At 64.4% G+C, this 19,487-nt stretch carries 19 protein-coding genes; 16 read left to right on the top strand and 3 right to left on the bottom strand.

What is annotated here, in order from left to right:
* Positions 1-145: 145 nt before the first annotated feature.
* Positions 146-2,860 (top strand): FG-GAP-like repeat-containing protein, encoded by a 2,715-nt coding sequence (locus RQH14_RS05900; protein ID WP_311212407.1) that lies wholly within the window; start codon positions 146-148, stop codon positions 2,858-2,860.
* Positions 2,861-3,057: 197 nt separating this feature from the next.
* Here RQH14_RS05900 and RQH14_RS05895 read toward each other — a convergent pair whose 3' ends face one another.
* The gene (locus tag RQH14_RS05895) at positions 3,058-4,395 is read right to left on the bottom strand and encodes an MFS transporter (RefSeq protein WP_311212406.1); all 1,338 of its coding nucleotides are present in this window, start codon (positions 4,393-4,395) and stop codon (positions 3,058-3,060) included.
* A gap of 203 nt (positions 4,396-4,598) precedes the next feature.
* Here RQH14_RS05895 and RQH14_RS05890 point away from each other — a divergent pair, with 203 nt between their 5' ends.
* The 12 genes from RQH14_RS05890 to RQH14_RS05835 all read left to right on the top strand — a co-directional run bounded on the left by RQH14_RS05890 (position 4,599) and on the right by RQH14_RS05835 (position 16,200).
* The gene (locus RQH14_RS05890; protein WP_311212405.1) at positions 4,599-5,369 is read left to right on the top strand and encodes an IclR family transcriptional regulator; all 771 of its coding nucleotides are present in this window, start codon (positions 4,599-4,601) and stop codon (positions 5,367-5,369) included.
* A gap of 223 nt (positions 5,370-5,592) precedes the next feature.
* Positions 5,593-6,498: a shikimate dehydrogenase gene (locus RQH14_RS05885; RefSeq protein WP_311212404.1), complete on the top strand. Its 906-nt coding sequence runs from the start codon at positions 5,593-5,595 to the stop codon at positions 6,496-6,498.
* On the top strand, positions 6,498-8,381 hold the full coding sequence (locus tag RQH14_RS05880) for a TIM barrel protein (protein ID WP_311212403.1): 1,884 nt from the start codon (positions 6,498-6,500) through the stop codon (positions 8,379-8,381). Before RQH14_RS05885 ends, RQH14_RS05880 begins: the two co-directional genes overlap by 1 nt.
* Positions 8,382-8,434: 53 nt before the next feature.
* Complete coding sequence (gene pcaH, locus RQH14_RS05875) at positions 8,435-9,304, top strand: protocatechuate 3,4-dioxygenase subunit beta (protein ID WP_311212402.1); 870 nt, start codon at positions 8,435-8,437, stop codon at positions 9,302-9,304.
* Between the two features lie 4 nt (positions 9,305-9,308).
* Positions 9,309-9,902 (top strand): protocatechuate 3,4-dioxygenase subunit alpha, encoded by a 594-nt coding sequence (gene pcaG, locus RQH14_RS05870; protein ID WP_311212401.1) that lies wholly within the window; start codon positions 9,309-9,311, stop codon positions 9,900-9,902.
* A complete protein-coding gene (locus tag RQH14_RS05865) occupies positions 9,899-11,320 on the top strand; it encodes a lyase family protein (RefSeq protein WP_311212400.1) in 1,422 nt (473 codons plus the stop codon). Before pcaG ends, RQH14_RS05865 begins: the two co-directional genes overlap by 4 nt.
* On the top strand, positions 11,313-12,116 hold the full coding sequence (locus tag RQH14_RS05860) for an alpha/beta fold hydrolase (RefSeq protein WP_311212399.1): 804 nt from the start codon (positions 11,313-11,315) through the stop codon (positions 12,114-12,116). The genes RQH14_RS05865 and RQH14_RS05860 overlap by 8 nt, the downstream gene beginning before the upstream one ends.
* On the top strand, positions 12,113-12,565 hold the full coding sequence (gene pcaC / locus RQH14_RS05855; RefSeq protein ID WP_311212398.1) for a 4-carboxymuconolactone decarboxylase: 453 nt from the start codon (positions 12,113-12,115) through the stop codon (positions 12,563-12,565). The genes RQH14_RS05860 and pcaC overlap by 4 nt, the downstream gene beginning before the upstream one ends.
* A gap of 79 nt (positions 12,566-12,644) precedes the next feature.
* Positions 12,645-13,859: a thiolase family protein gene (locus tag RQH14_RS05850; protein ID WP_311212397.1), complete on the top strand. Its 1,215-nt coding sequence runs from the start codon at positions 12,645-12,647 to the stop codon at positions 13,857-13,859.
* A 5-nt stretch (positions 13,860-13,864) separates the two neighbouring features.
* Positions 13,865-14,548, top strand: a complete 684-nt coding sequence (locus RQH14_RS05845) for a 3-oxoacid CoA-transferase subunit A (RefSeq protein ID WP_026547714.1) — start codon at positions 13,865-13,867, stop codon at positions 14,546-14,548.
* Positions 14,549-14,550: 2 nt separating this feature from the next.
* A complete protein-coding gene (locus RQH14_RS05840; RefSeq protein WP_311212396.1) occupies positions 14,551-15,219 on the top strand; it encodes a 3-oxoacid CoA-transferase subunit B in 669 nt (222 codons plus the stop codon).
* 177 nt (positions 15,220-15,396) lie between these two features.
* Entirely contained in the window at positions 15,397-16,200 is an 804-nt protein-coding gene (locus RQH14_RS05835; protein ID WP_311212395.1) for an IclR family transcriptional regulator C-terminal domain-containing protein, read from the top strand.
* A gap of 11 nt (positions 16,201-16,211) precedes the next feature.
* On the opposite strand, the gene RQH14_RS05830 is transcribed toward RQH14_RS05835, so the two are convergent.
* Complete coding sequence (locus tag RQH14_RS05830; RefSeq protein WP_311212394.1) at positions 16,212-16,556, bottom strand: DUF1801 domain-containing protein; 345 nt, start codon at positions 16,554-16,556, stop codon at positions 16,212-16,214.
* A 94-nt stretch (positions 16,557-16,650) separates the two neighbouring features.
* A complete protein-coding gene (locus RQH14_RS05825; protein ID WP_089596898.1) occupies positions 16,651-17,049 on the bottom strand; it encodes a RidA family protein in 399 nt (132 codons plus the stop codon).
* A gap of 135 nt (positions 17,050-17,184) precedes the next feature.
* On the opposite strand from RQH14_RS05825, the gene RQH14_RS05820 reads away from it, so the two are divergent.
* From RQH14_RS05820 to RQH14_RS05810, 3 genes are read left to right on the top strand one after another with little or no spacing between them, the layout of a single operon-like run.
* The gene (locus RQH14_RS05820) at positions 17,185-18,048 is read left to right on the top strand and encodes a fumarylacetoacetate hydrolase family protein (RefSeq protein WP_311212393.1); all 864 of its coding nucleotides are present in this window, start codon (positions 17,185-17,187) and stop codon (positions 18,046-18,048) included.
* A gap of 27 nt (positions 18,049-18,075) precedes the next feature.
* A complete protein-coding gene (locus tag RQH14_RS05815) occupies positions 18,076-18,558 on the top strand; it encodes a cupin domain-containing protein (RefSeq protein ID WP_311212392.1) in 483 nt (160 codons plus the stop codon).
* A gap of 2 nt (positions 18,559-18,560) precedes the next feature.
* Complete coding sequence (locus tag RQH14_RS05810) at positions 18,561-19,433, top strand: acyl-CoA thioesterase domain-containing protein (protein ID WP_311212391.1); 873 nt, start codon at positions 18,561-18,563, stop codon at positions 19,431-19,433.
* Positions 19,434-19,487: the final 54 nt, after the last annotated feature.

Genomic DNA, 19,487 nt, shown 5'->3' with positions numbered 1-19,487 from the left:
CGGTTAGGGTCCGGTTAGCATTCCGGGTTGGTTGCATTTCCGGTGACCCAGCCCCGCCTTCCCGGCGCACGGCGGCCACGGCTGTAGCCTGATCTCGGTTCTTGAGACTCACAGGAACCACAGGCTCCGTCCCCGGGGAGATTCAATGGGAGTTTTGCGGCGATCCATCGCACTGTCCACGGGCCTGGTGGTGTTCGCCACCGGCCTGTTTTTTGTTCAGGCCCCTGCCACGGCCGTTCCGGTTCCAGGACCGGATAACCCGAATGTCCAGTTCATCGAGGGCACGCCGCGTTCGGACCACACGTTCGAGACGCCACCTGCGGACGATGCACCCAAGGGACAGTCCGACGTCGACTCCATCCTCCGCGACGGTGCAGCAGCGATCGGCCCCGCCGGTGACATCCGCGTCCGGTTGGTCACGGCAAAACTGGCGGACAACGCCAACGCGGTCTCCATGGCTGACGCCGAAAAGACGGTGGCGGCCACCAGCAAGTACTGGCAGGCGATGTCGGCCAACAAGCTCTCCATGACCGTGAACAGCAAGGTTGCCGGGCACCAGTCCAAGGCGAGGTCGACCGACAGCTACAGCTCCATCATCTCCACCATCACCAGCGAGCTGAAATGGTCCGCGAGCCCATACACGGCGCTGGTGATCTACATTCCCACCACCACCCTGTCCGGGAACGCGCTTGGCGCCGGCTACAGCAGCGGCAGTTACAGTGGCCGCGTTTTGATGCCGCAGATCAGCAACTTCTCCAACAACGTGATGAGCCATGAGTTCGGGCACGTCATTGGCATGATGCACGCTGATGCCCTGCAGTGCCGCAGCGGGGCGTCCGACGTCGGTGTCAACAGCAATGGCCAGTTCACGGACCCGTCCTGCTACATCCGCGAGTACGGCGACACCACAGACATCATGGGCGCTGCGCAGTGGAACTCGCCGGTCATCAGCTCTACGTTTTGGGACTACGGCGGCCTGGGACGAGGCGACGAAATCCGCGACACCGGTGTGGCCACGGGAGTCAAGAGCTACACCCTGAAGCCCTGGGGCGGCACCGAGGCCCAGCGCGCCATCAAGTTCACGGACCCTGTGAGCCGGGAGGTCTACTACCTGGAACTCCGGCAGCCGGTAGGGGCTTACGACAGCTATCTCTCGGGCGGCAACAAAGGCGTCAAAATCGTCCAGCGGGGCGGCGCCACCATCGCCTCGTCACTGATCCTCATGCCGGACACCACACCTTTCAATGGTTGGTACAGCCAGAACCATGCCTGGCAGGCGGGCAGCACTTTCACCACCTATACGGGCACCAGGGTGACCATCAATTCGGTCAGCGCCACCTCGGCAACAGTGACCATCAACGCCGACACCAAACTGAAGACGCGGATGAGTTTTTCCGCCGGCGATTTCGACGGCGACAAGCTGGCCGACGTCCTTTCCCGCGAAGCGGACGGTTCGCTCCTGCTCTATGCAGGCCTGCCCGGAAACCGCCTTGAAGATCCCGTGCGAATCGGCAGTGGCTGGGACATTTTCAACGCGGTACTGGGCACTTCCGATTTCAATGGCGACGGCTTCGCTGACATTCTGGCGCGCAGCAGCGACGGCAGTCTGTGGCTCTACCCGGGCAACGGCAAGGGCGGTTTCCTGCCACGCAGCCAGGCAGGTGTCGGCTGGCAGGGGTTTACGGAGTTGGTGGCCCCCGGCGACTTCAACGGAGATGGCCGGGCAGATTTGGTGGCAAGTGGAACCGATGGCCGGCTTTGGCTCTATCCCGGGAACGGTTCCGGCGGATTCCTGGCCCAGCGGCAGATCGGCCAGGGCTGGGATGCGTTCACCAGTCTTTCCGCAGCGGGGACGTTCGGGGGCGGGACGGCAGGACTCCTGGCCCGTTCGTCGGACGGCACCCTCTACGTCTACCCCGGCGATGGCAAGGGGAGCCTCCTGCCGCGTACCGCCGTCGGAACTGGTTGGAACCTGGCGGGCGACATCGTCGGCGGGCAGGAATTTACCGGCGACGGCAAGGCTGACGTCCTCGGCGTCGGTTCAGGCATGACGCTTTACCCGGGTGACGGCACCGGCTTCGCGGACCGCTTGGCGATCGGATCCGGTTGGAACCAGTTCAGTCAGGTGTGGGAGGCCGGGGATTTCGACGGCGATGCTGTCGCGGACGTTTTGGCCCGCGGCACCAACGGCATCCTGTGGCTTTACCCGGGCAATGGTTCGGGTGGCTTCCTTCCGCGCGTGCAGGTGGGGACGGGTTGGAACGTCTTTACGTCAGTCTTGAGCGTGGGCGATTTCGACGGCGATAAGCACCCGGATCTTGTGGCCAGGGCCTCCGATGGGACGCTGTGGCTGTACCCGACCGACGGGAAGGCCCAGTTCCTTGCCCGCAAACAGATCGGTACTGGCTGGCAGGGCTTCACGCAGATTGTGGCGCCGGGCGACTTCTCCGGTGACGGAAAGGCCGACATCCTGGCACGCGCCGCGGACGGGACCTTGTGGCTTTATCCGGGAAATGGCGCCGGAGGATTCCAGCCGTGGAAGCAGATCGGTACCGGGTGGAATATCTTCAACGCGGTGATGCAGGGCAGCGACTTCAACGGTGACGGCCGGGAAGATGTCCTTGCCCGAGGAACGGACGGAGGACTGTGGCTCTACCCGGGCAACGGCAGCGGAGGCTTCCTGACCCGGCAGTACCTGGGCTCCGGATGGAACATGTTCACCTCCTTCGCTGCCCTCGGCAACGCGTTCACGGGCACAGGCGATCCGACGCTCGTGGGCGTGGCCGGAGATGGGACGCTGCTGCTCTACTCCGGGACGGGTACGGGAAAGTTCAAGCCAGTGGCGTTGGACCCGAGGTAGCCCGTCATCGGAGGTGAGAGAGCGCTGCTGGTTTTCCTGGGCCTCGCTGGGTGACGCAGTGTAAAAATGCCAGGCCCCTCCGAGGGTCTTGGCCGCTCAGGTTCGGAAAAGCGAAAACCCGGAATGTCAGGTGACACTCCGGGTTTTCGCTGCTTTGGTCCCAGCTGACAGGGAAGAAGCGACGGGCTTAGGCCGGCTTAGGCGTGCTGGGCGTGCTTGGGCAGGCCGAGCTCCGCTGTGGGGGTCTTGGCTGATTCGCGGGCCGTCATGGCTGAGACGGCTGCGATCACGCAGATCACGGCGGTGAAGATGGAAATCTGCACCCATCCGCCGGGCTTGGTCCCGCCCAGGGCAGTCACGATGGCCGGGGCGAACCCTGCCATGAGGAAGCCGAGCTGCGTGCCGATAGCCAGGCCGGAGAAGCGGACCTTGGTGCTGAACATTTCACCGTAGAAGGACGGCCATACTGCGTTGGCAGCGGCGTACCCGAAGGAGAAGAACACCACGGACACCAGGAACATCAGGGGCACAACGCCGGATTCCAGGGTCAGCAGGAACACGGGGGTCATGATGGCGCTTGCGAATGCGCCGTAGATGAAGACGGGCTTCCGGCCGATCTTATCCGCGAGCATGCCGAAGAGGGGCTGGGTTCCGAGGGCCACCACGTTGGCCACGACCACCAGCCAGAGCGTAATGGTGCTGTTCACGCCGGCAACGTCCTGGGCATATTTGATGGCCAATGTTCCGAAGACCGTGCTCACTGCGGCGATGAACGCGCAGCAGACCACGCGGAGGACGTCCCGCCAGTGAAGCCTGAGGAGATCGGCTACGGGGAGCTTGGAGATCTCGTTGTTCTTCTTGGCTTCAGCAAAGGCCGGCGGCTCGTGCAGGGTGCGGCGGATGAAGAACGCCACCAGAACCACCACGGCGCTGAGCCAGAACGGGATGCGCCAGCCAATGCCGTACTTGATCTCGTCAGGCAGGGCCACCACAGGAATAAAGACCAGCGCTGCCAGGATCTGGCCGCCCTGGGTGCCGGTGAGGGTCCACGAGGTGAAGAACGAGCGGCGGTTGTCCGGAGCGTGCTCCAGCGTCATGGACGAGGCACCTGCCTGCTCGCCTGCAGCCGAAAGGCCCTGGCAAAGACGGGCAAGGACCAGCAGGACGGGAGCCCACCAGCCGATGGTCTTGAAGTCGGGGAGGCAGCCGATCACGAAGGTCGCTGCTCCCATCAGGACCAAGGTGAACATGAGCACCTTCTGCCGGCCGATCCTGTCACCGAAGTGGCCCAGGATCACGGCGCCCACGGGACGGGCAATGTAAGCGAAGCCGAATGTCGCGAAGGACATGATGGCCGCGTTGGCATCGGCCGACGGGAAGAAGACGTGCGGGAAGATCAGGGCTGCGGCCGAGCCGAAGATGAAGAAGTCGTAGTACTCCACCGCGCTGCCCAGGAAGCTGGCAAGCGCAGCTTTCTTGGGTGTTCCGGCGGTGGTTTCAGTGCCTGGCGTCGCTGACGGCATTGTTTGGCTCATGGGGGTTTCCTTCTGTGACGACGATGTCGCGGATCTAGCTTCTGTGGGAAGACCAGAGCGAGGTGCGGCCGGATCATCCCGAAAGTAACCACATGGTGAGAGCTACTTGTGCAATACAGCAATAGTGGCTGTGAGTGGGGTCACTTGTCAAGAGAAGTCACCACCATCTAGAAATAGCTCTCACTATGTGAGAGCATCGAGCTATGAGTGTGAAAGAGGACACAAAGACCGACATGGTCGGCAAGGCACTGGGTTTGTTGGTGCTGCTGGGCGACGAGCCGCGCGGCGCCAGTGCGGCGGATCTGGCAAGGAGTGCCGGCCTGCCGTTCAGCACCACGTACCGTTTGCTGGGCTCGTTGACGCGCGATGGCTTCGTGGATTACGAGCCCGACGGGCGCCGCTACCACTTGGGCTTGCGCGTCTTCCAGCTCGGTCAGCGGGTATCGAACCACCATGGCTTCGCGGCCACTGCACTGCCCGTCTTGCAGCGCGTTACAGATCGCACGCATGAGGCCACCATCCTCTCCGTCCGTGATGGCAACCACCATCTGACGGTCAATAAGGTGGATGGCCCCAAGACCTTCCGCGTCACCAGCGACCCCGGTCATCTCGGGGCGCTCCATACGACGTCAGTGGGCAAGGCGATTGTGGCTTTCGAAGAAGAGATCGAGCGGAAGCGTCTGCTGGAGGAACTTCCCTTGGATCCCCTCACGGAACGCTCCATCACCGACCGCGATGCGTTCCGGGAAGAAATCGAGCAGGTCCGCAGGCAGGGCTATGCGGTGATGGATGAGGAAAACGAGGTCGGTATGCGGGCGGTCGCTGTACCGGTCCTCAACTCCCAGGGCCACGCCTTCGCCTCGCTCGCCGTCGCCGTGCCGGTCTTCCGATTGACCATGGAGGAGCTCATCGCCCACGTCCCCACTCTGCAGGAGGCTGCGGCTGAACTCGCGGCCCGCCTGCCCCAGCGCTGACCCACCCGTTGCGAGGCCCGCTCTGCGCCCCACGTGCTCGAAATGACGCGCAGAGCAGGCCCCACAACGCCCCCACATGCCTCTGCCAAACTAGGTAATTGTTCGCGATAAGAACAAGCGTGCGGAATATGAACACTTGTAGTAATCTAAATAACACCCGGTCAGGCGGCGCCCCAGAAAAGCGCCAAGAAGCCCGCGGTGCTGAAGTCAAAGGAGCTTTAGGATGAGCAACCGAGCCGAGTCCGTTCTGGTGGGCCTCATAGGCGAAGGCGTCATGCCATCGCTCACGCCGCCCATGCACGAACGCGAAGCCGATGTGCAGGGCCTTCGCTTGCTGTACCGCCCCATCGACCTGCTGGACCTCGAGCTGCCGGCCACCGCCGTCGGGGATCTCCTGACCGCCGCCCAGCGCATGGGATTCAACGGCCTGAACATCACCCACCCGTGCAAGCAGTTGGTGCTTGAGCACCTTGATGAAATTTCCGACGACGCCCGTCGCCTGGGTGCCGTCAATACAGTTCTCCTCCAGGACGGTCGGCTGATCGGCCACAACACAGACTTCTCCGGTTTCGGCGCTGCGCTCGCCACCGGACTGCCGGACGCGAAGCTGGACCGCGTGGCCCAGCTCGGCGCAGGCGGCGCCGGCTCGGCCGTAGCCTACGCGCTCCTCAAAGCCGGCGTCAGCACGCTGGACCTCGTGGATATGGACCCGGCCCGCGCTGCGGAACGTGCCGCCGAACTCGGCGGGCTGTTCCCGGAGGCCACCGTCACGCCGCGAAGCACCGACGAGCTCCCCCAGGTCATGCCCCTCGCCGACGGCCTGGTGCACTGCACCCCCATCGGCATGGCGGCCCACCCCGGCCTTCCCCTGGACATCGAACTGTTGGAACCGCGGCACTGGGTGGCGGACATCGTCTACCGCCCCATCGAAACGCAACTGGTCCGCGAGGCCCGCGCCAAGGGATGCGACGTCCTCGACGGCGGTCGAATGGCAGTTGGACAGGCGGCCGACGCCTTCCAGCTCATCACCGGACGCGAGGCCAACCGTGAACGGATGCGGGCACACTTCCTGGAGCTGATCGCCGCGGAAGACGCAGCTGCTCCCCAGTTGTCGAAGGCGGCCCACTGATGCGCACCGGAATCGCCACGGTCTGCCTGTCCGGCACGCTGAAGGAGAAAATGCAGGCCTGCGCCATTGCGGGCTTCGACGGCATCGAGATCTTTGAACAGGACCTCGTGACGTCGCCGCACAGCCCTGAAGATGTGCGCAAGATGGCCGCGGACCTGGGCCTGGGCTTGGATTTGTACCAGCCGTTCCGCGATTTCGACGGCGTCACTGCGGACCTGCTGAAGGCCAACCTCAAGCGCGCCGAGGCCAAGTTCAACCTCATGTCACGCCTTGGCATGGACACCATCCTGGTCTGCTCGAACGTTGCCACGGCAACCATCGACGACGATGATCTCAGGGCCGGGCAGCTGGCCGAACTCGCCGAGCTGGCGGGGGATCACGGCGTCAAGGTCGCCTACGAGGCCCTCGCTTGGGGCAAGTACGTCAACGACTACGAGCATGCGTACCGCCTGGTTGAAATGGTGGACCATCCCAACCTTGGCACCTGCCTGGACTCCTTCCACATCCTTTCCCGCGACTGGGACACCGCGCCCATTGAACAGATCAACGCGGAGAAGATCTTCTTCGTCCAGGTCGCCGATGCCCCCAAGCTCTCCATGGACGTCCTCTCCTGGAGCCGCCACTACCGGGTGTTCCCCGGCGAAGGCCAGTTCGAGCTCGCCAAGTTCATGGGCCACGTGGTCCGGGCCGGCTACACGGGTCCCGTCTCGCTGGAAGTCTTCAATGACGTCTTCCGCCAGTCCGACACCGAGCGCACGGCGGTGGACGCCATGCGCTCCTTGATCTGGTTGGAGGAGCAGAGCGCCAAGTGGCTCGCAAGCACCTCTGTGGAAGCCGGAACAGAAACCGCAGCCGGCAACGGCAGCGCGTCCCGCCGTCGTTATCCCATGGAACTGGCCACGCTTCCCAAAGTGAACGAACCCGCCGGCTTCAACTTCGCGGAGGTCAAGGCTGACGACACCGCGCAACTGGAGAAACTCCTGGGCCAGCTCGGCTTCGGGTTTGAGGGACGCCACCGCACCAAGGACGTCCAGCTCTGGACCATGGGCCAGGCCCGCGTGATCATCAACGAACAAGCGGCCTCGCATGCTGAACCGGCGATCGCCGCTTTGGGGTTCGACGTCGACTCTCCAGTAATTGCCTCAGCTCGCGCCCAGCAACTCAAGGCGCCGGTGGTGGCCCGCAAGGTCCAAGCTGACGAGGAAGTCTTCCAAGGCATCTCCGCACCGGACTCCACCGAGATTTTCCTGTGCCAGGGCAGCCCGGACGGGACCGCGGCGTGGACGCACGAGTTCGGCGAAGGGCTTGAACACGCTTCCAGCGCGCAGAACGCCGTGATTGACCACGTCAACCTGGCCCAGCCGTGGCAACACTTTGACGAAGCAGTCCTCTTTTACACCAGCGCGTTGGCTTTGGAACCGCAGCCGTTCGCCGAGGTTCCCAGCCCCAGTGGCTTGGTCCGCTCGCAGGTCATGGAGACCAGCAACGGCGCCATCAGGCTCGTCCTGAACCTGGCACCCGCGCAGCAGGCCCAAACAGCCCGCAAAACGTACCAGGAACACATCGCCTTCGCAGTGGACGACCTCGTGGCAACTGCCCGGTCCGCCCGTGACCGCGGGCTTGAGTTCCTGCAGATTCCGGCCAACTATTACGAGGACCTGGACGCCCGGTTCGATCTCGAATCCGGCTTCCTGGCCACCCTCAAGGAGCTCAACCTCCTGTATGACCGGGACGCCAACGGCGAATTCCTCCACTTCTACACGGCCACAGTGGGCAGTGTGTTCTTCGAAATGGTGGAGCGCCGCGGCAATTACGACGGCTATGGGGCGCCCAACGCCCCGGTGCGCCACGCCGTCCAATACGACTCGCTCCACCGGGTGTAAACCCGCCGTCGCCCCGCAAACCAAGAGAACCCATCAACCGAAAGGAGCCGGCCGTGCCGCAAGAACAGACAGCACAGGCGCTCGAATCCGAGGAACTCGTGCCGCCCGCTGAGCCACACGCCGCCCACCAAGCCAAGAAGGTGGAAACCCAGGCGGATCTCAGCGCTGAGATCAAGGGCATCGGGGACCGCTACGCCGAGGCCCTGAAGAACGGCAAAGGTCCGGAGACCATGCCGCGCCTGGACTACTCGCCGTACCGCAGCAGCATCCTGCGCCACCCCACCAAGAGCCTGCACCACGCGGACCCGGAGACCATTGAGCTTTACTCGCCGGCGTTCGGACACCAGGATGTGCACGCACTGGAGTCGGACCTGACCATCCAGCACAACGGCGAACCCCAGGGTGAACGCATCATCGTGGCCGGCCGCGTCCTCGATGGTGACGGCCGTCCGGTGGCCGGCCAGCTCGTGGAGATCTGGCAGGCCAACGCATCAGGCCGCTACATCCACAAGCGCGACCAGCACCCCGCACCGCTGGACCCGAACTTCACCGGCGTCGGGCGTTGCATCACCGGTGACGACGGCTCCTACAGCTTCACCACCATCAAGCCCGGCGCGTACCCGTGGAAGAACCACCTGAACGCGTGGCGCCCGGCGCACATCCACTTCTCCATGTTCGGCTCGGAGTTCACCCAGCGAATCGTCACCCAGATGTACTTCCCGGGTGACCAGCTCTTCCCGCTGGACCCCATTTACCAGTCCATCGTGGACCAGGATGCGCGTGACCGCCTGGTGGCGCAGTACGACCACGAGCTGACCAGCCCGGAATGGGCCCTCGGCTACAAGTGGGACATCATCCTGACCGGTTCCAAGCGCACCTGGACCGAAAACGAAGCATACGGCGACGCCGGGGACGAGGAGTAAGCGCATGAGCAAGCTGGCACCCACACCGGGCCAGACCGTAGGCCCCTTCTACGGCTACGCCCTTCCCTATGACAAGGACAACGAGCTCCTGGCACCGGGCAGCCCTGGCAGCATCCGCCTCCAGGGCACCGTGTACGACGGAGCCGGCAACGCCATCCCGGACGCCATCCTGGAAATCTGGCAGCCGGATTCCGATGGCAACGTCGTCCAGCGCACCGGTTCACTGGTCCGCGACGGCTACACGTTCACCGGGTGGGGCCGTGGCTCCGTGGGCAACTCCGGCGTGTACACCTTTACCACCGTCAACCCCGGCCCCACGGCACCGGGCGCGGCTGCGTTCATCTCCGTGGCCGTGTTCGCCCGCGGCCTCATGAACCGGCTCTTCACCCGCGTGTACCTTCCGGAAAATGAGGAAGCGCTGGCCAACGATCCGCTGTTGAGCTCCTTGGATCCTGAGCGCCGCAAGACGCTCATTGCCCGCCGCGATCCTGATGGCGGACTTACCTGGGACATCCGCTTGCAGGGTGGCGACGAGACCGTATTCCTGGATTTCCAGCAGGACGGCTCGCTGGACATTAATACGGAAAACCCGGCATGACCGACGGCGACTTCGGCCTCCTTAGCCCCGTCTCGGCGTCGCCCGCTGTGGCGGCGCTGACGGGCGACCGTGCCGTGATCACGGCAATCCTCGACGTCGAAGCCTCCTGGGCTGCCGTTCTTGAGGAGGCGGGACTGGTTCCTGCCGGATCCGCCGCTGTGGTGGCCGAAGCCGCCGATGCCGGTTCTTACGACGTTCTTTCGGTTGCCGAACGCGCGCAGGGTGGCGGAAACCCGGTGATTCCCCTGCTCGGAGACTTGCGCGCCCGCGTCCGGGAGCTGGACACCGCCGGCGTTGGTGCGAACTCCGCCGTCCACACCTCGCTGACCAGCCAGGACGTCCTCGACTCCGCCCTCATGTTCCTCGCCGGCCGCACCGTCACGGCGTTGCTGGCAGAGGTCAAGGGCACGACGACGGCGCTCGCCACCTTAGTGGAACAGCATGCGGACACGCTGTGCGTGGGCAGGAGCCTGACCCAGCACGCCCTTCCCTTTACCTTCGGGCTCAAGGCCGCCCAGTGGTTCCACGGCGTCGCCGCTGCGGCTGCCCGGTTGGAGACCCTGGAATTGCCGGTGCAGTGTGGCGGGGCGGGCGGAACGCTGGCCTCCGGTACCAAGCTCACTGCTGGTTCGGACGCAACACCGTTCACGCTTGCGGATGCGCTGGCCGCCCGGCTTGGCCTGGCAACCGCGCCCGCTCCGTGGCACACCAACCGCTTGGCCGTCACGGCCCTCGGCGACGGGCTCGCGGCGCTGATCGATTCCTTCGGCAAGATTGCTGCCGACCTGCTGTTCCTGAGCCGCCCGGAAGTCGGCGAACTTGGCGAACCGTTGGCTGCCGGACGCGGGGTTTCCTCCGCCATGCCGCAGAAACAGAACCCCGTTTTGTCCGTCTTGATCCGCAGTGCTGCACTGCAGGCACCGGGCCTTGCATCGCAGCTGCACCTTGCGGCGGCAACCTTCAACGACGAGCGGCCGGACGGTGCCTGGCACAGTGAATGGCAGGCCCTGCGCCAGCTGCTCGCCCTGGCCCTGGGCGCTGCCGGACACCTCCGCGAACTCGCGGAAGGCCTCCGGGTGTTCCCTGACGCGATGCGTAGGAACCTCGACATCTCGGGTCCGCTGCTCCTCAGCGAAGGCGTGATGGCTGCCGTCGCACCTCTTTTGGGTGAGGACGGAAAGCAGAAGCTGCAGGCTGTCGTCGACGAAACCTTGAAAGCGCCCGCCGCCGAACAGACCCGCATCTACACCAAACTGCTGCGCGAAACCGTTCCTGCGGACCAGCTCTCGGACGCAGAACTTGAGGCTCTGCTGGATCCCGCGAGCTACCTTGGCGAGGCCCGGGAGATCAGCCGACGGATCCTCGCCGCGTACCCGCGCTTTGCAGCATCCTCATCGAAGGGAGCCACTCGTGGCTAAGCCAACTATCAAGGCCGTGCTGCTCTCCCCGCAGCGCGAACTGGGAGCGAAGCCGCTCCTGGTGGTGGGCCCGTCGCTGGGCACATCGACTGTGCTGTGGACGGAAACCGCTGCCCTCCTGGGTGACGAGTACGACGTCATCGGCTGGGACCTCCCCGGCCACGGCATCTCGCCAACCACCACCGAAGGTTTCGATGTTGCGGAACTGGCGGACGCCGTCGTCGATCTCGTCGACTCTGTCTCGCCGGGCGTGAGCTTCCATTACGCCGGTGTCTCTCTGGGCGGTGCCACCGGCCTGCAGCTCGGGATTAAGCACGGCGACCGTCTCCGCAGCCTGTCCGTCCAGTGCACCGGCGCCAAACTCGGCACCCCGGAGGGCTGGCTGGAGCGCGCCGAGACGGTTCGCAAACTGGGCACGCCCGTGATGATCCAGGGCTCCGCGGAGCGCTGGTTTGCGCCCGGATTCATGGACCGGCAGCCGGACATCAGCAGCCGCCTCCTGCACGCCCTGCGCGACGCGGACCGCTTCGGCTACTCGTTCTGCTGCGAAGCCCTGGCTTCATTCGACGTCCGCGAGCAGCTCGGCAGCATCACCGTCCCCACGTTGGCGATCGCCGGCGTCGAGGACTCTGTTGCTCCGCCGTCGTTCGCCGAAGCTGTTGCCGCCGGTATTACCGCAGGCGGCGGTACGGCCCAGGCCGTAGCGCTCGACGGCGTCGCCCACCTCGCACCGGCAGAGGCGCCTGCCGCTGTGGCGGAATTGATGCGCACCTTCATGAAGGAGAACGGACTGTGAGCTCTATTTCCGAACACAACGGCGCTGTGCAGCCCGACGCAACAGCGCAGGACATTTACGACGCCGGCATGGCGGTCCGCCGCGAAGTGCTCGGCGATGCCCACGTGGACCGCGCCAACGCCGCCAAGGATTCCTTTACCGAGGACTACCAGGACATGATCACCAGGATCGCCTGGGGTGGCATCTGGACGCGGCCCGGCCTCAGCCGGCAAATGCGATCCGCGGTCACCCTCACGGCGCTGGTGGCCCACGGTCACTGGGAGGAGCTGGCCATGCACGTCAAGGCGGCCCTCAACAACGGCCTGAGCAGGGACGAAATCAAGGAGATCCTGCTGCAGACCGCCATTTATTGCAGTGTGCCGTCGGCCAACTCGGCCTTCAAGACGGCCCAGAAGGTATTCGCCGACATCGACGCGGCCACCGCCCACCCCTCCAACGAACCCAACTAGGTCGCAGTTAAGCGCGTTTAGACCCTCCAACACGCGCACTATTGCGACTCAGTTGGGCAGAGAGAACAAAGGAAATCCCATGAATCAGGCTTTTGTGTACGACGCCGTGCGCACGCCCTTTGGCAAGTTCGGCTCCGGTCTTGCCGCTGTCCGTCCCGATGACCTTGCTGCCCACGTGGTCCGCGAGTCCGTTCGCCGGGCGCCGGGGTTGGATGTTGAGCGGATCGACGAAGTGGTGTTCGGCAACGCCAACGGTGCCGGCGAGGAAAACCGCAACGTTGCCCGCATGGCTACCCTGCTGGCCGGCCTGCCCGTGTCGATTCCGGGCACCTCGGTCAACCGGCTGTGCGGCTCGTCCCTGGATGCGGCGATCATCGCTTCGCGCCAGATCAACGCCGGCGACGCCGACCTGATGCTGGTGGGTGGCGCGGAATCCATGTCCCGGGCGCCGTGGGTGCTGCCGAAGACCTCCAAGCCGTACCCGGCCGGTGACATGACGCTCGCGTCCACCACTCTGGGCTGGCGCCTGGTGAACCCGGCCATGAACAAGGACTGGACCATCTCCCTGGGCGAAGCCACCGAACGGCTACGCGAGAAGTACGGGATTACCCGTGAACGCCAGGATGCTTTTGCGGCTGATTCGCATAACCTGGCCGACGCTGCGTGGAACGAAGGCTTCTACGACTCCTTGGTCTCGCAGGTTCCGGGCACTGACCTGGTCCGCGATGAGGGCATCCGTGCCGGTTCTTCGGCGGAGAAGCTGGGCGGTTTGAAGACGGTGTTCCGGCCTGAGTCTTCGGGGCCCGACGGCGGTACGGTCACCGCCGGGAATGCCTCGCCTTTGTCTGATGGTGCTTCTGCTGCGTGGATCGGTTCGGAGGCAGCTGCTGGGATGTTGGGCCTGGAGCCCCTCGCCCGCATCGCCGGCCGCGGTGCGCATGGCAACGACCCCCAGTTCTTCGGCTTCGCACCCGTGGAGGCCGCGAACAAGGCCCTCGCGAAGGCGGGCATCGGCTGGGACCAGGTGGGCGCCGTCGAACTTAACGAAGCGTTTGCCGCGCAATCGCTGGCGTGCGTTGATGCGTGGGGGATCGACCCCGCAATCGTGAACCAGCACGGTGGCGCGATCGCGATGGGCCACCCGCTCGGAGCCTCCGGTACCCGCATTCTCGGCACGCTCGCCCGCTCACTGCAGGCTTCCGGGCAGCGCTGGGGCGTCGCGGCGATCTGCATCGGCGTGGGCCAAGGCCTGGCTGTGGTGCTCGAAAACGTAACCGCTTCGGTGAAGGGCTAAAGGTCATGTTGAATTTCATTGACACTGTCGGCGAGGCTGTCGCCGGCATCAAGGACGGTTCCACGGTGATGATCGGCGGGTTCGGCAACGCCGGGCAGCCGTTCGAACTGATCGACGCCCTCATGGACTGCGGCGCGAAGGACCTGACCGTGGTCAACAACAACGCCGGCCAAGGCGATCAAGGCCTGGCGCTGCTGATCAAGGAAGGCCGCGTCCGCAAGATGATCTGCTCCTTCCCGCGGCAGTCCGATTCCTGGCACTTCGACGCCAAGTTCCACGCCGGCGAGATCGAGCTGGAACTGGTCCCGCAGGGCAACCTTGCCGAACGCATCAGGGCCGCGGGCGCGGGTATTGGTGGGTTCTTCACGCCTACCGGGTACGGCACCACGCTGGCTGAAGGCAAGGAAACCCGCTTGCTGGACGGCAAGTGGCAGGTGTTCGAGACGCCGATCCACGCCGATGTCGCCCTGATCAAGGCACTCAAGGCTGACGGCAAGGGCAACCTTGTCTACCGCAAGACCGCCCGGAACTTCGGCCCCATCATGGCCGCCGCAGCCAAGCACACCATCGTGCAGGTCTCGGAGATCGTGCCCACCGGTTCCCTGGATCCAGAGAACGTGGTGACCCCGGGTATTTACGTCAACAGCGTGGTCCGCGTCGGCGGTTCCAGCGCAGAACAGGTGGCCTGACCATGAGCACCCAAACCAGCCTCCAGACCTCCGAGAAGCCGCTGGGCCGCGACGAACTCGCCCAATTGGTAGCCCGCGACATCACGCCCGGTTCCTTTGTGAACCTGGGTATCGGCCAGCCGACGCTCGTGTCCAACTACCTCACCGAGGAACAGAACATCACGCTCCACACGGAGAACGGGATGCTCGGCATGGGCCCGGCCGCTGAGGGCGACGAGATCGACGGCGACCTCATCAACGCCGGCAAGATCCCCGTCACCGAACTGCCCGGGGCCTCGTACTTCCATCACGCTGACTCGTTCGCGATCATGCGCGGCGGACACCTGGACATCTGCGTCCTCGGTGCGTTCCAGGTTTCCGCCATGGGCGACCTCGCCAACTGGCACACCGGCGCCCCGGACGCGATCCCGGCCGTCGGTGGTGCAATGGACCTGGCGACGGGGGCGAAGGACGTGTTCGTGATGATGACGCTATTGACCCGGGACGGCGTGTCCAAGCTCGTGGAGCAGTGCACCTATCCGCTGACCGGCGTCGGCTGCGTTACCCGCGTGTACACGGACAAGGCTGTGTTTCTCACCGGGCCCGACGGCGTCACCGTCCGCGAGACGTTCGGCTGCACCTTCGAGGAAATTCAGGAGCTCGTACCGCTGCCGTTGAAAAAGGCAGAGTAGGCCCCGCAAGTTGGGCCCTCGCGTTGTGAGGCCCGCTCTGCGCGTTTGATCCCGAGTTTGGGGCGCAGAGTAGGCCCCGCAAGTTTGGGCCCTCCCGTTGTGAGGCCCGCTCTGCCTGTCATTTGCCCCGTATAGCGCGCAGAGTAGGCCCCGCAACGCACCCTAGGATTGGTAACCATGACCGACTCCGCAGTTACCCCGCAGGCCAGCGACCAGTATGTTCAGTCGTTGGCCCGTGGGCTCGCCGTGATCCGGGCGTTCGACGCGAACAACCCGGTGATGACCCTCAGCGAAGTCGCCGCCCGTACGGACCTGACCCGCGCAACGGCACGCCGTTTCCTGCACACCTTGGTTGAGCTGGGCTACGTCCGCACCGACGGCAAGACCTTCGCGCTCACGGCCAAGGTGCTGCAGCTTGGCTACTCGTATTTGTCGGCGTTGTCCCTGCCGCAGTTGGCCCAGCCACACCTTGAGCAGCTGAGCCTGAAACTGGGGGAGTCGACGTCGGCCGCGGTCCTCGACGGCCCGGACATCTTCTACGTTGCCCGCGTCGCCACGCGTCGGATCATGAACGTCGGCATCACCGTCGGTACTCGCTTCCCGGCCTACGCCACCTCCATGGGCCGAGTGCTGCTGGCCGGACTGCCGCAGGCCAAGCTGGAGTCATACCTCACGACGGCGGAACTCACCCCGCTCACGCCGCGAACCGTCGCCAGCGTGCCCGACTTGAGGGCCGCCGTCGAGCAGGTCCGTCAGCAAGGCTGGTGCTTGCTGGACCAGGAGCTGGAAATCGGTCTGATGTCCATCGCGGCCCCGGTGTGGAACCACAACAACGGCGACAACGTCGCGGCCATCAACGTGTCCCTGCAGGCCCAGGCCGTCGCAGCCCAGCCGGATCCGGACGCATACCTCGAGTCAGTGCGGCTGGAAGTAGTGGATACCGCCAACGCCATCTCGCAGGACGTGTCGGCGAAGCACTAGGGCGTCACAGCCTACTTCCGGATCGCCGCTAACCGCGTCTCCAGGATCCGGCGCACCATCGAGTCGGGAACGGGGTTATCCGCCGAAAACCGCAGCGTCCCCGGTGACCACGAGTAGCCGCCTAGCTCCTCCGACATCTCCGGCAGGATCTGCCCGCTGAACGGGTAAAGGGCCAAGTGTTTCTTGGTTTCGAGCACGCTCAGGAAGCCCTTGCCATCAACCAGGAGCGCGGGCATTCCGTAGCTGACGCCTTCCTCGGCATCGGGGGCCAACTCACGGGCGATCCCTACGATGCGCTCCAGGATCGCTCGGTTGGCCTCGCTGACGCCCTCAAGATATTCGGTGACGGTTCCCATGGCCCAATCCTGCGCCAAAGACGGGAGTTTTTGTACAGCTCATGCCCTTAAGAAGCGGTTTTAGGGGCGGTATCTGTACAAAAACTCCGGCGGCTTAGCGCTCGGGAATGACCGCGATGCCCTGGATTTCGATCAGGGCCTCTTTCTGCCACAGCCGTGTGACACCGATGCCAGCCATTGCCGGATACTGCGATCCCGCCATCTCGCGCCAGATGCGTCCGATTTCGCGGCCGTTGGCCATGTAGTCGTCCACGTCCGTGAGGTAGATGGTCACGTTGACCAGGTCCTCGGGCTGTCCGCCGGCCTCGCGCAAGGTGGTGATGACGTTGGAGAACGCCTGCGTGAACTGCTCCACGATGCCACCGGGAACAATATTCATGTTCTTGTCCAGGGCCGTCTGCCCACCCAGGAAAACGGTGTTGCCGGCAAGAATGCCGTGCGCAAAACCTGATGGCTTGGGCAGCGATTCCGGGTTGATCGTCTGGTGGCTCATGCTGTTCCTCCTCGTTGTGGCAACTGCAAAAACTTTTGGAAAGCCTCTGTGCAGATCATTTCCGCCGTGCTACGTTGAGCATATGTGACGATCGTAAAAAAGTCGACACATCATAAAACTCGAAGGGAACCCGCAATGAAACTCGCCACCTTGCGCACGGCCAACGGAGGTACGACGGCGGCACTCGCCACGGGCGCCGACTCTTACCTCGCGCTCCCCGCCACTGACGTCGGGGCGCTCCTGGCCCAGCCGGAGTGGCGTCTTGTGATCGAGAAGGCAGCAGAGGCCGCAGCATCTACGGACCAGACCGTGATCGCAGCAGCTGACGCGGACCTCGCCCCACTCCTTCCCCGCGCCGGAAAGGTCATCTGCTGCGGCCTGAACTACGGGGACCATATCCAGGAAATGGGCCGCGAGCTTCCCGAATACCCCACGCTGTTCGCCAAGTACGCGGACACCCTGGTGGGCGCAAACGACGCTGTAGAAGTCCACGGCAGCGTCCGCGTCGACTGGGAAGCCGAGCTCGCCGTCGTCGTCGGTTCTGAACTGTTCCATGCGGATGAGGACCAGGCCAGTGAGGCAATCGCCGGGTACACCGTGGCCAACGATGTTTCCATGCGCGACTGGCAGAGCCGGACACTGCAGTGGTTCCAGGGCAAGGCCTGGGACGGCACCACGCCTGTGGGCCCGGTCATGGTCACCGCGGACGAAGCCGGGCAACACTTCGAAGTTCGCGGCTACGTCAACGGTGAGCTCGTCCAGCAGGGAAATACCAGCACCTTGGTGTTCGGCCCGGCGCAGCTCCTGTCCTACATTTCGCAGTTCACCATCCTGCGTCCAGGCGACCTTGTCCTCACAGGCACGCCCGGGGGAGTGGGTATGGGGATGACCCCGCCCCGCTTCCTCAAGGACGGAGACGTCCTCACCACCGAAATCGAAGGGATCGGCCGCCTGGAAAACCAGTTCCGGATCCAAGCGCCCGTCCTGACGAACGCCTAGAAAACGTCACACAAAAGGGAGAGACCCATGAGCCAGACCACCACCGAATACCGCCTCGAAGGCGACAACTCCATCTACGCCCAGGCTGATGGCAAGGTTGTCCCCGTTGTCACCCGCGCCGGCGCCGAAGACACCAATACTGCCCAGTCCGGTGACTGCATCCGCGTCTCCGGCGTGAGCATCCAGCACACCCCGGCAACCAAAATCTGGTTCGGCCAGGTATCCAACACTCCCGGGTACCGCTCACTTCCGCACCACCACGGCGAAGCCGAAACCGGCGGCTACGTGCTCCGGGGGCACGGCCGGATCTACTTCGGCGAGAACTACTCCGAGTTCCTGGACATGAAGGCCGGCGACTGGGTTTTCGTGCCGCCGTTCATGCCCCACGTTGAAGCCAACATGTCCGTCACCGAGGAACTCGTCTGGCTGACGGCACGCACGCCGGAGAACCTCGTGGTCAACCTCGAAGACGTTGCCGACGAAACCCTCGCCGACTACCGCCGGGCCTAGCCATGATCACTGGAACCCTGACGTCGGAGACCTTCCTGAAGGCCATGGAGCTCACGCCGGCAACGGCCGAGGTCTTCGACGAAGCGTATGAAGCAACCACCCAGTACGTGCCGTGGCCAAAAGCCTACGGCGGCGACATGGTGGCACAGGCCGCAGCCGCCATGATGCGCTCCGTGGGCGCTGACCGGACCCTGCACTCGATGCACAGCTACTTCATGCGTCCGGTGGATATCGGTTCCAGTGTCCGGTACGAAGTGGAACATTTGCGGGACGGCCGCGGGTACTCCACCCGCACTGTCCGCGGCTTCCAGAACGGCAAGCCCGTCTATGCCGCCATGGGTTCCTTCCAGGTTCCCGAAGACGGACCGGACTTCCAACCAGAGGCTCCGGCCGCCGTCGAGCCTGAATCGCTGCGTACAGCTGCGGAAGCGCTGGACGGGACCGAGGGAGCGGCCGCAGACTATTGGTCCACGGGTCGAAGCTTCGACATGCGGCATATTCCCGGTCCGGTATACATCGAGCTTGAAGGCGGTGCGGTGCCTCAGCAAGCCATCTGGGTCAAAGCCTTCGACGCCCTGCCCGACGACGCCGACCTCCACCGCGCGGCCCTCGCCTACGTCTGCGATTACACGATTTTGGAGCCGCTGCTCCGGGTCAACGGATTGAACTGGTCCAGTCCCGGACTCGCCACCGCCAGTCTTGACCACTCCATGTGGTTCCACCGGGACGGGCGTGCGGACGAATGGATCCTCTACGCCCAGGAAGCCATCTCAGGCCAGAGCAACAGGGGCCTGGCCATGGGCCGCTTCTTCGACCAGCAAGGAAGGCTCCTCGCCACCGTCGCCCAAGAGGGCATGATCCGCGCCGGCGCCTGAACAGCTTTATACCTCCCCAACCAACAGCTTCAACGACGCACCACTGAAAGGAAC

The organism is Arthrobacter sp. WCS2018Hpa-7 (assembly GCF_031843805.1).
Classification (GTDB): domain Bacteria; phylum Actinomycetota; class Actinomycetes; order Actinomycetales; family Micrococcaceae; genus Arthrobacter.
Note: the sequence above shows the minus strand (reverse complement) of the source record. Positions and strands in the feature narration are given on the sequence as shown.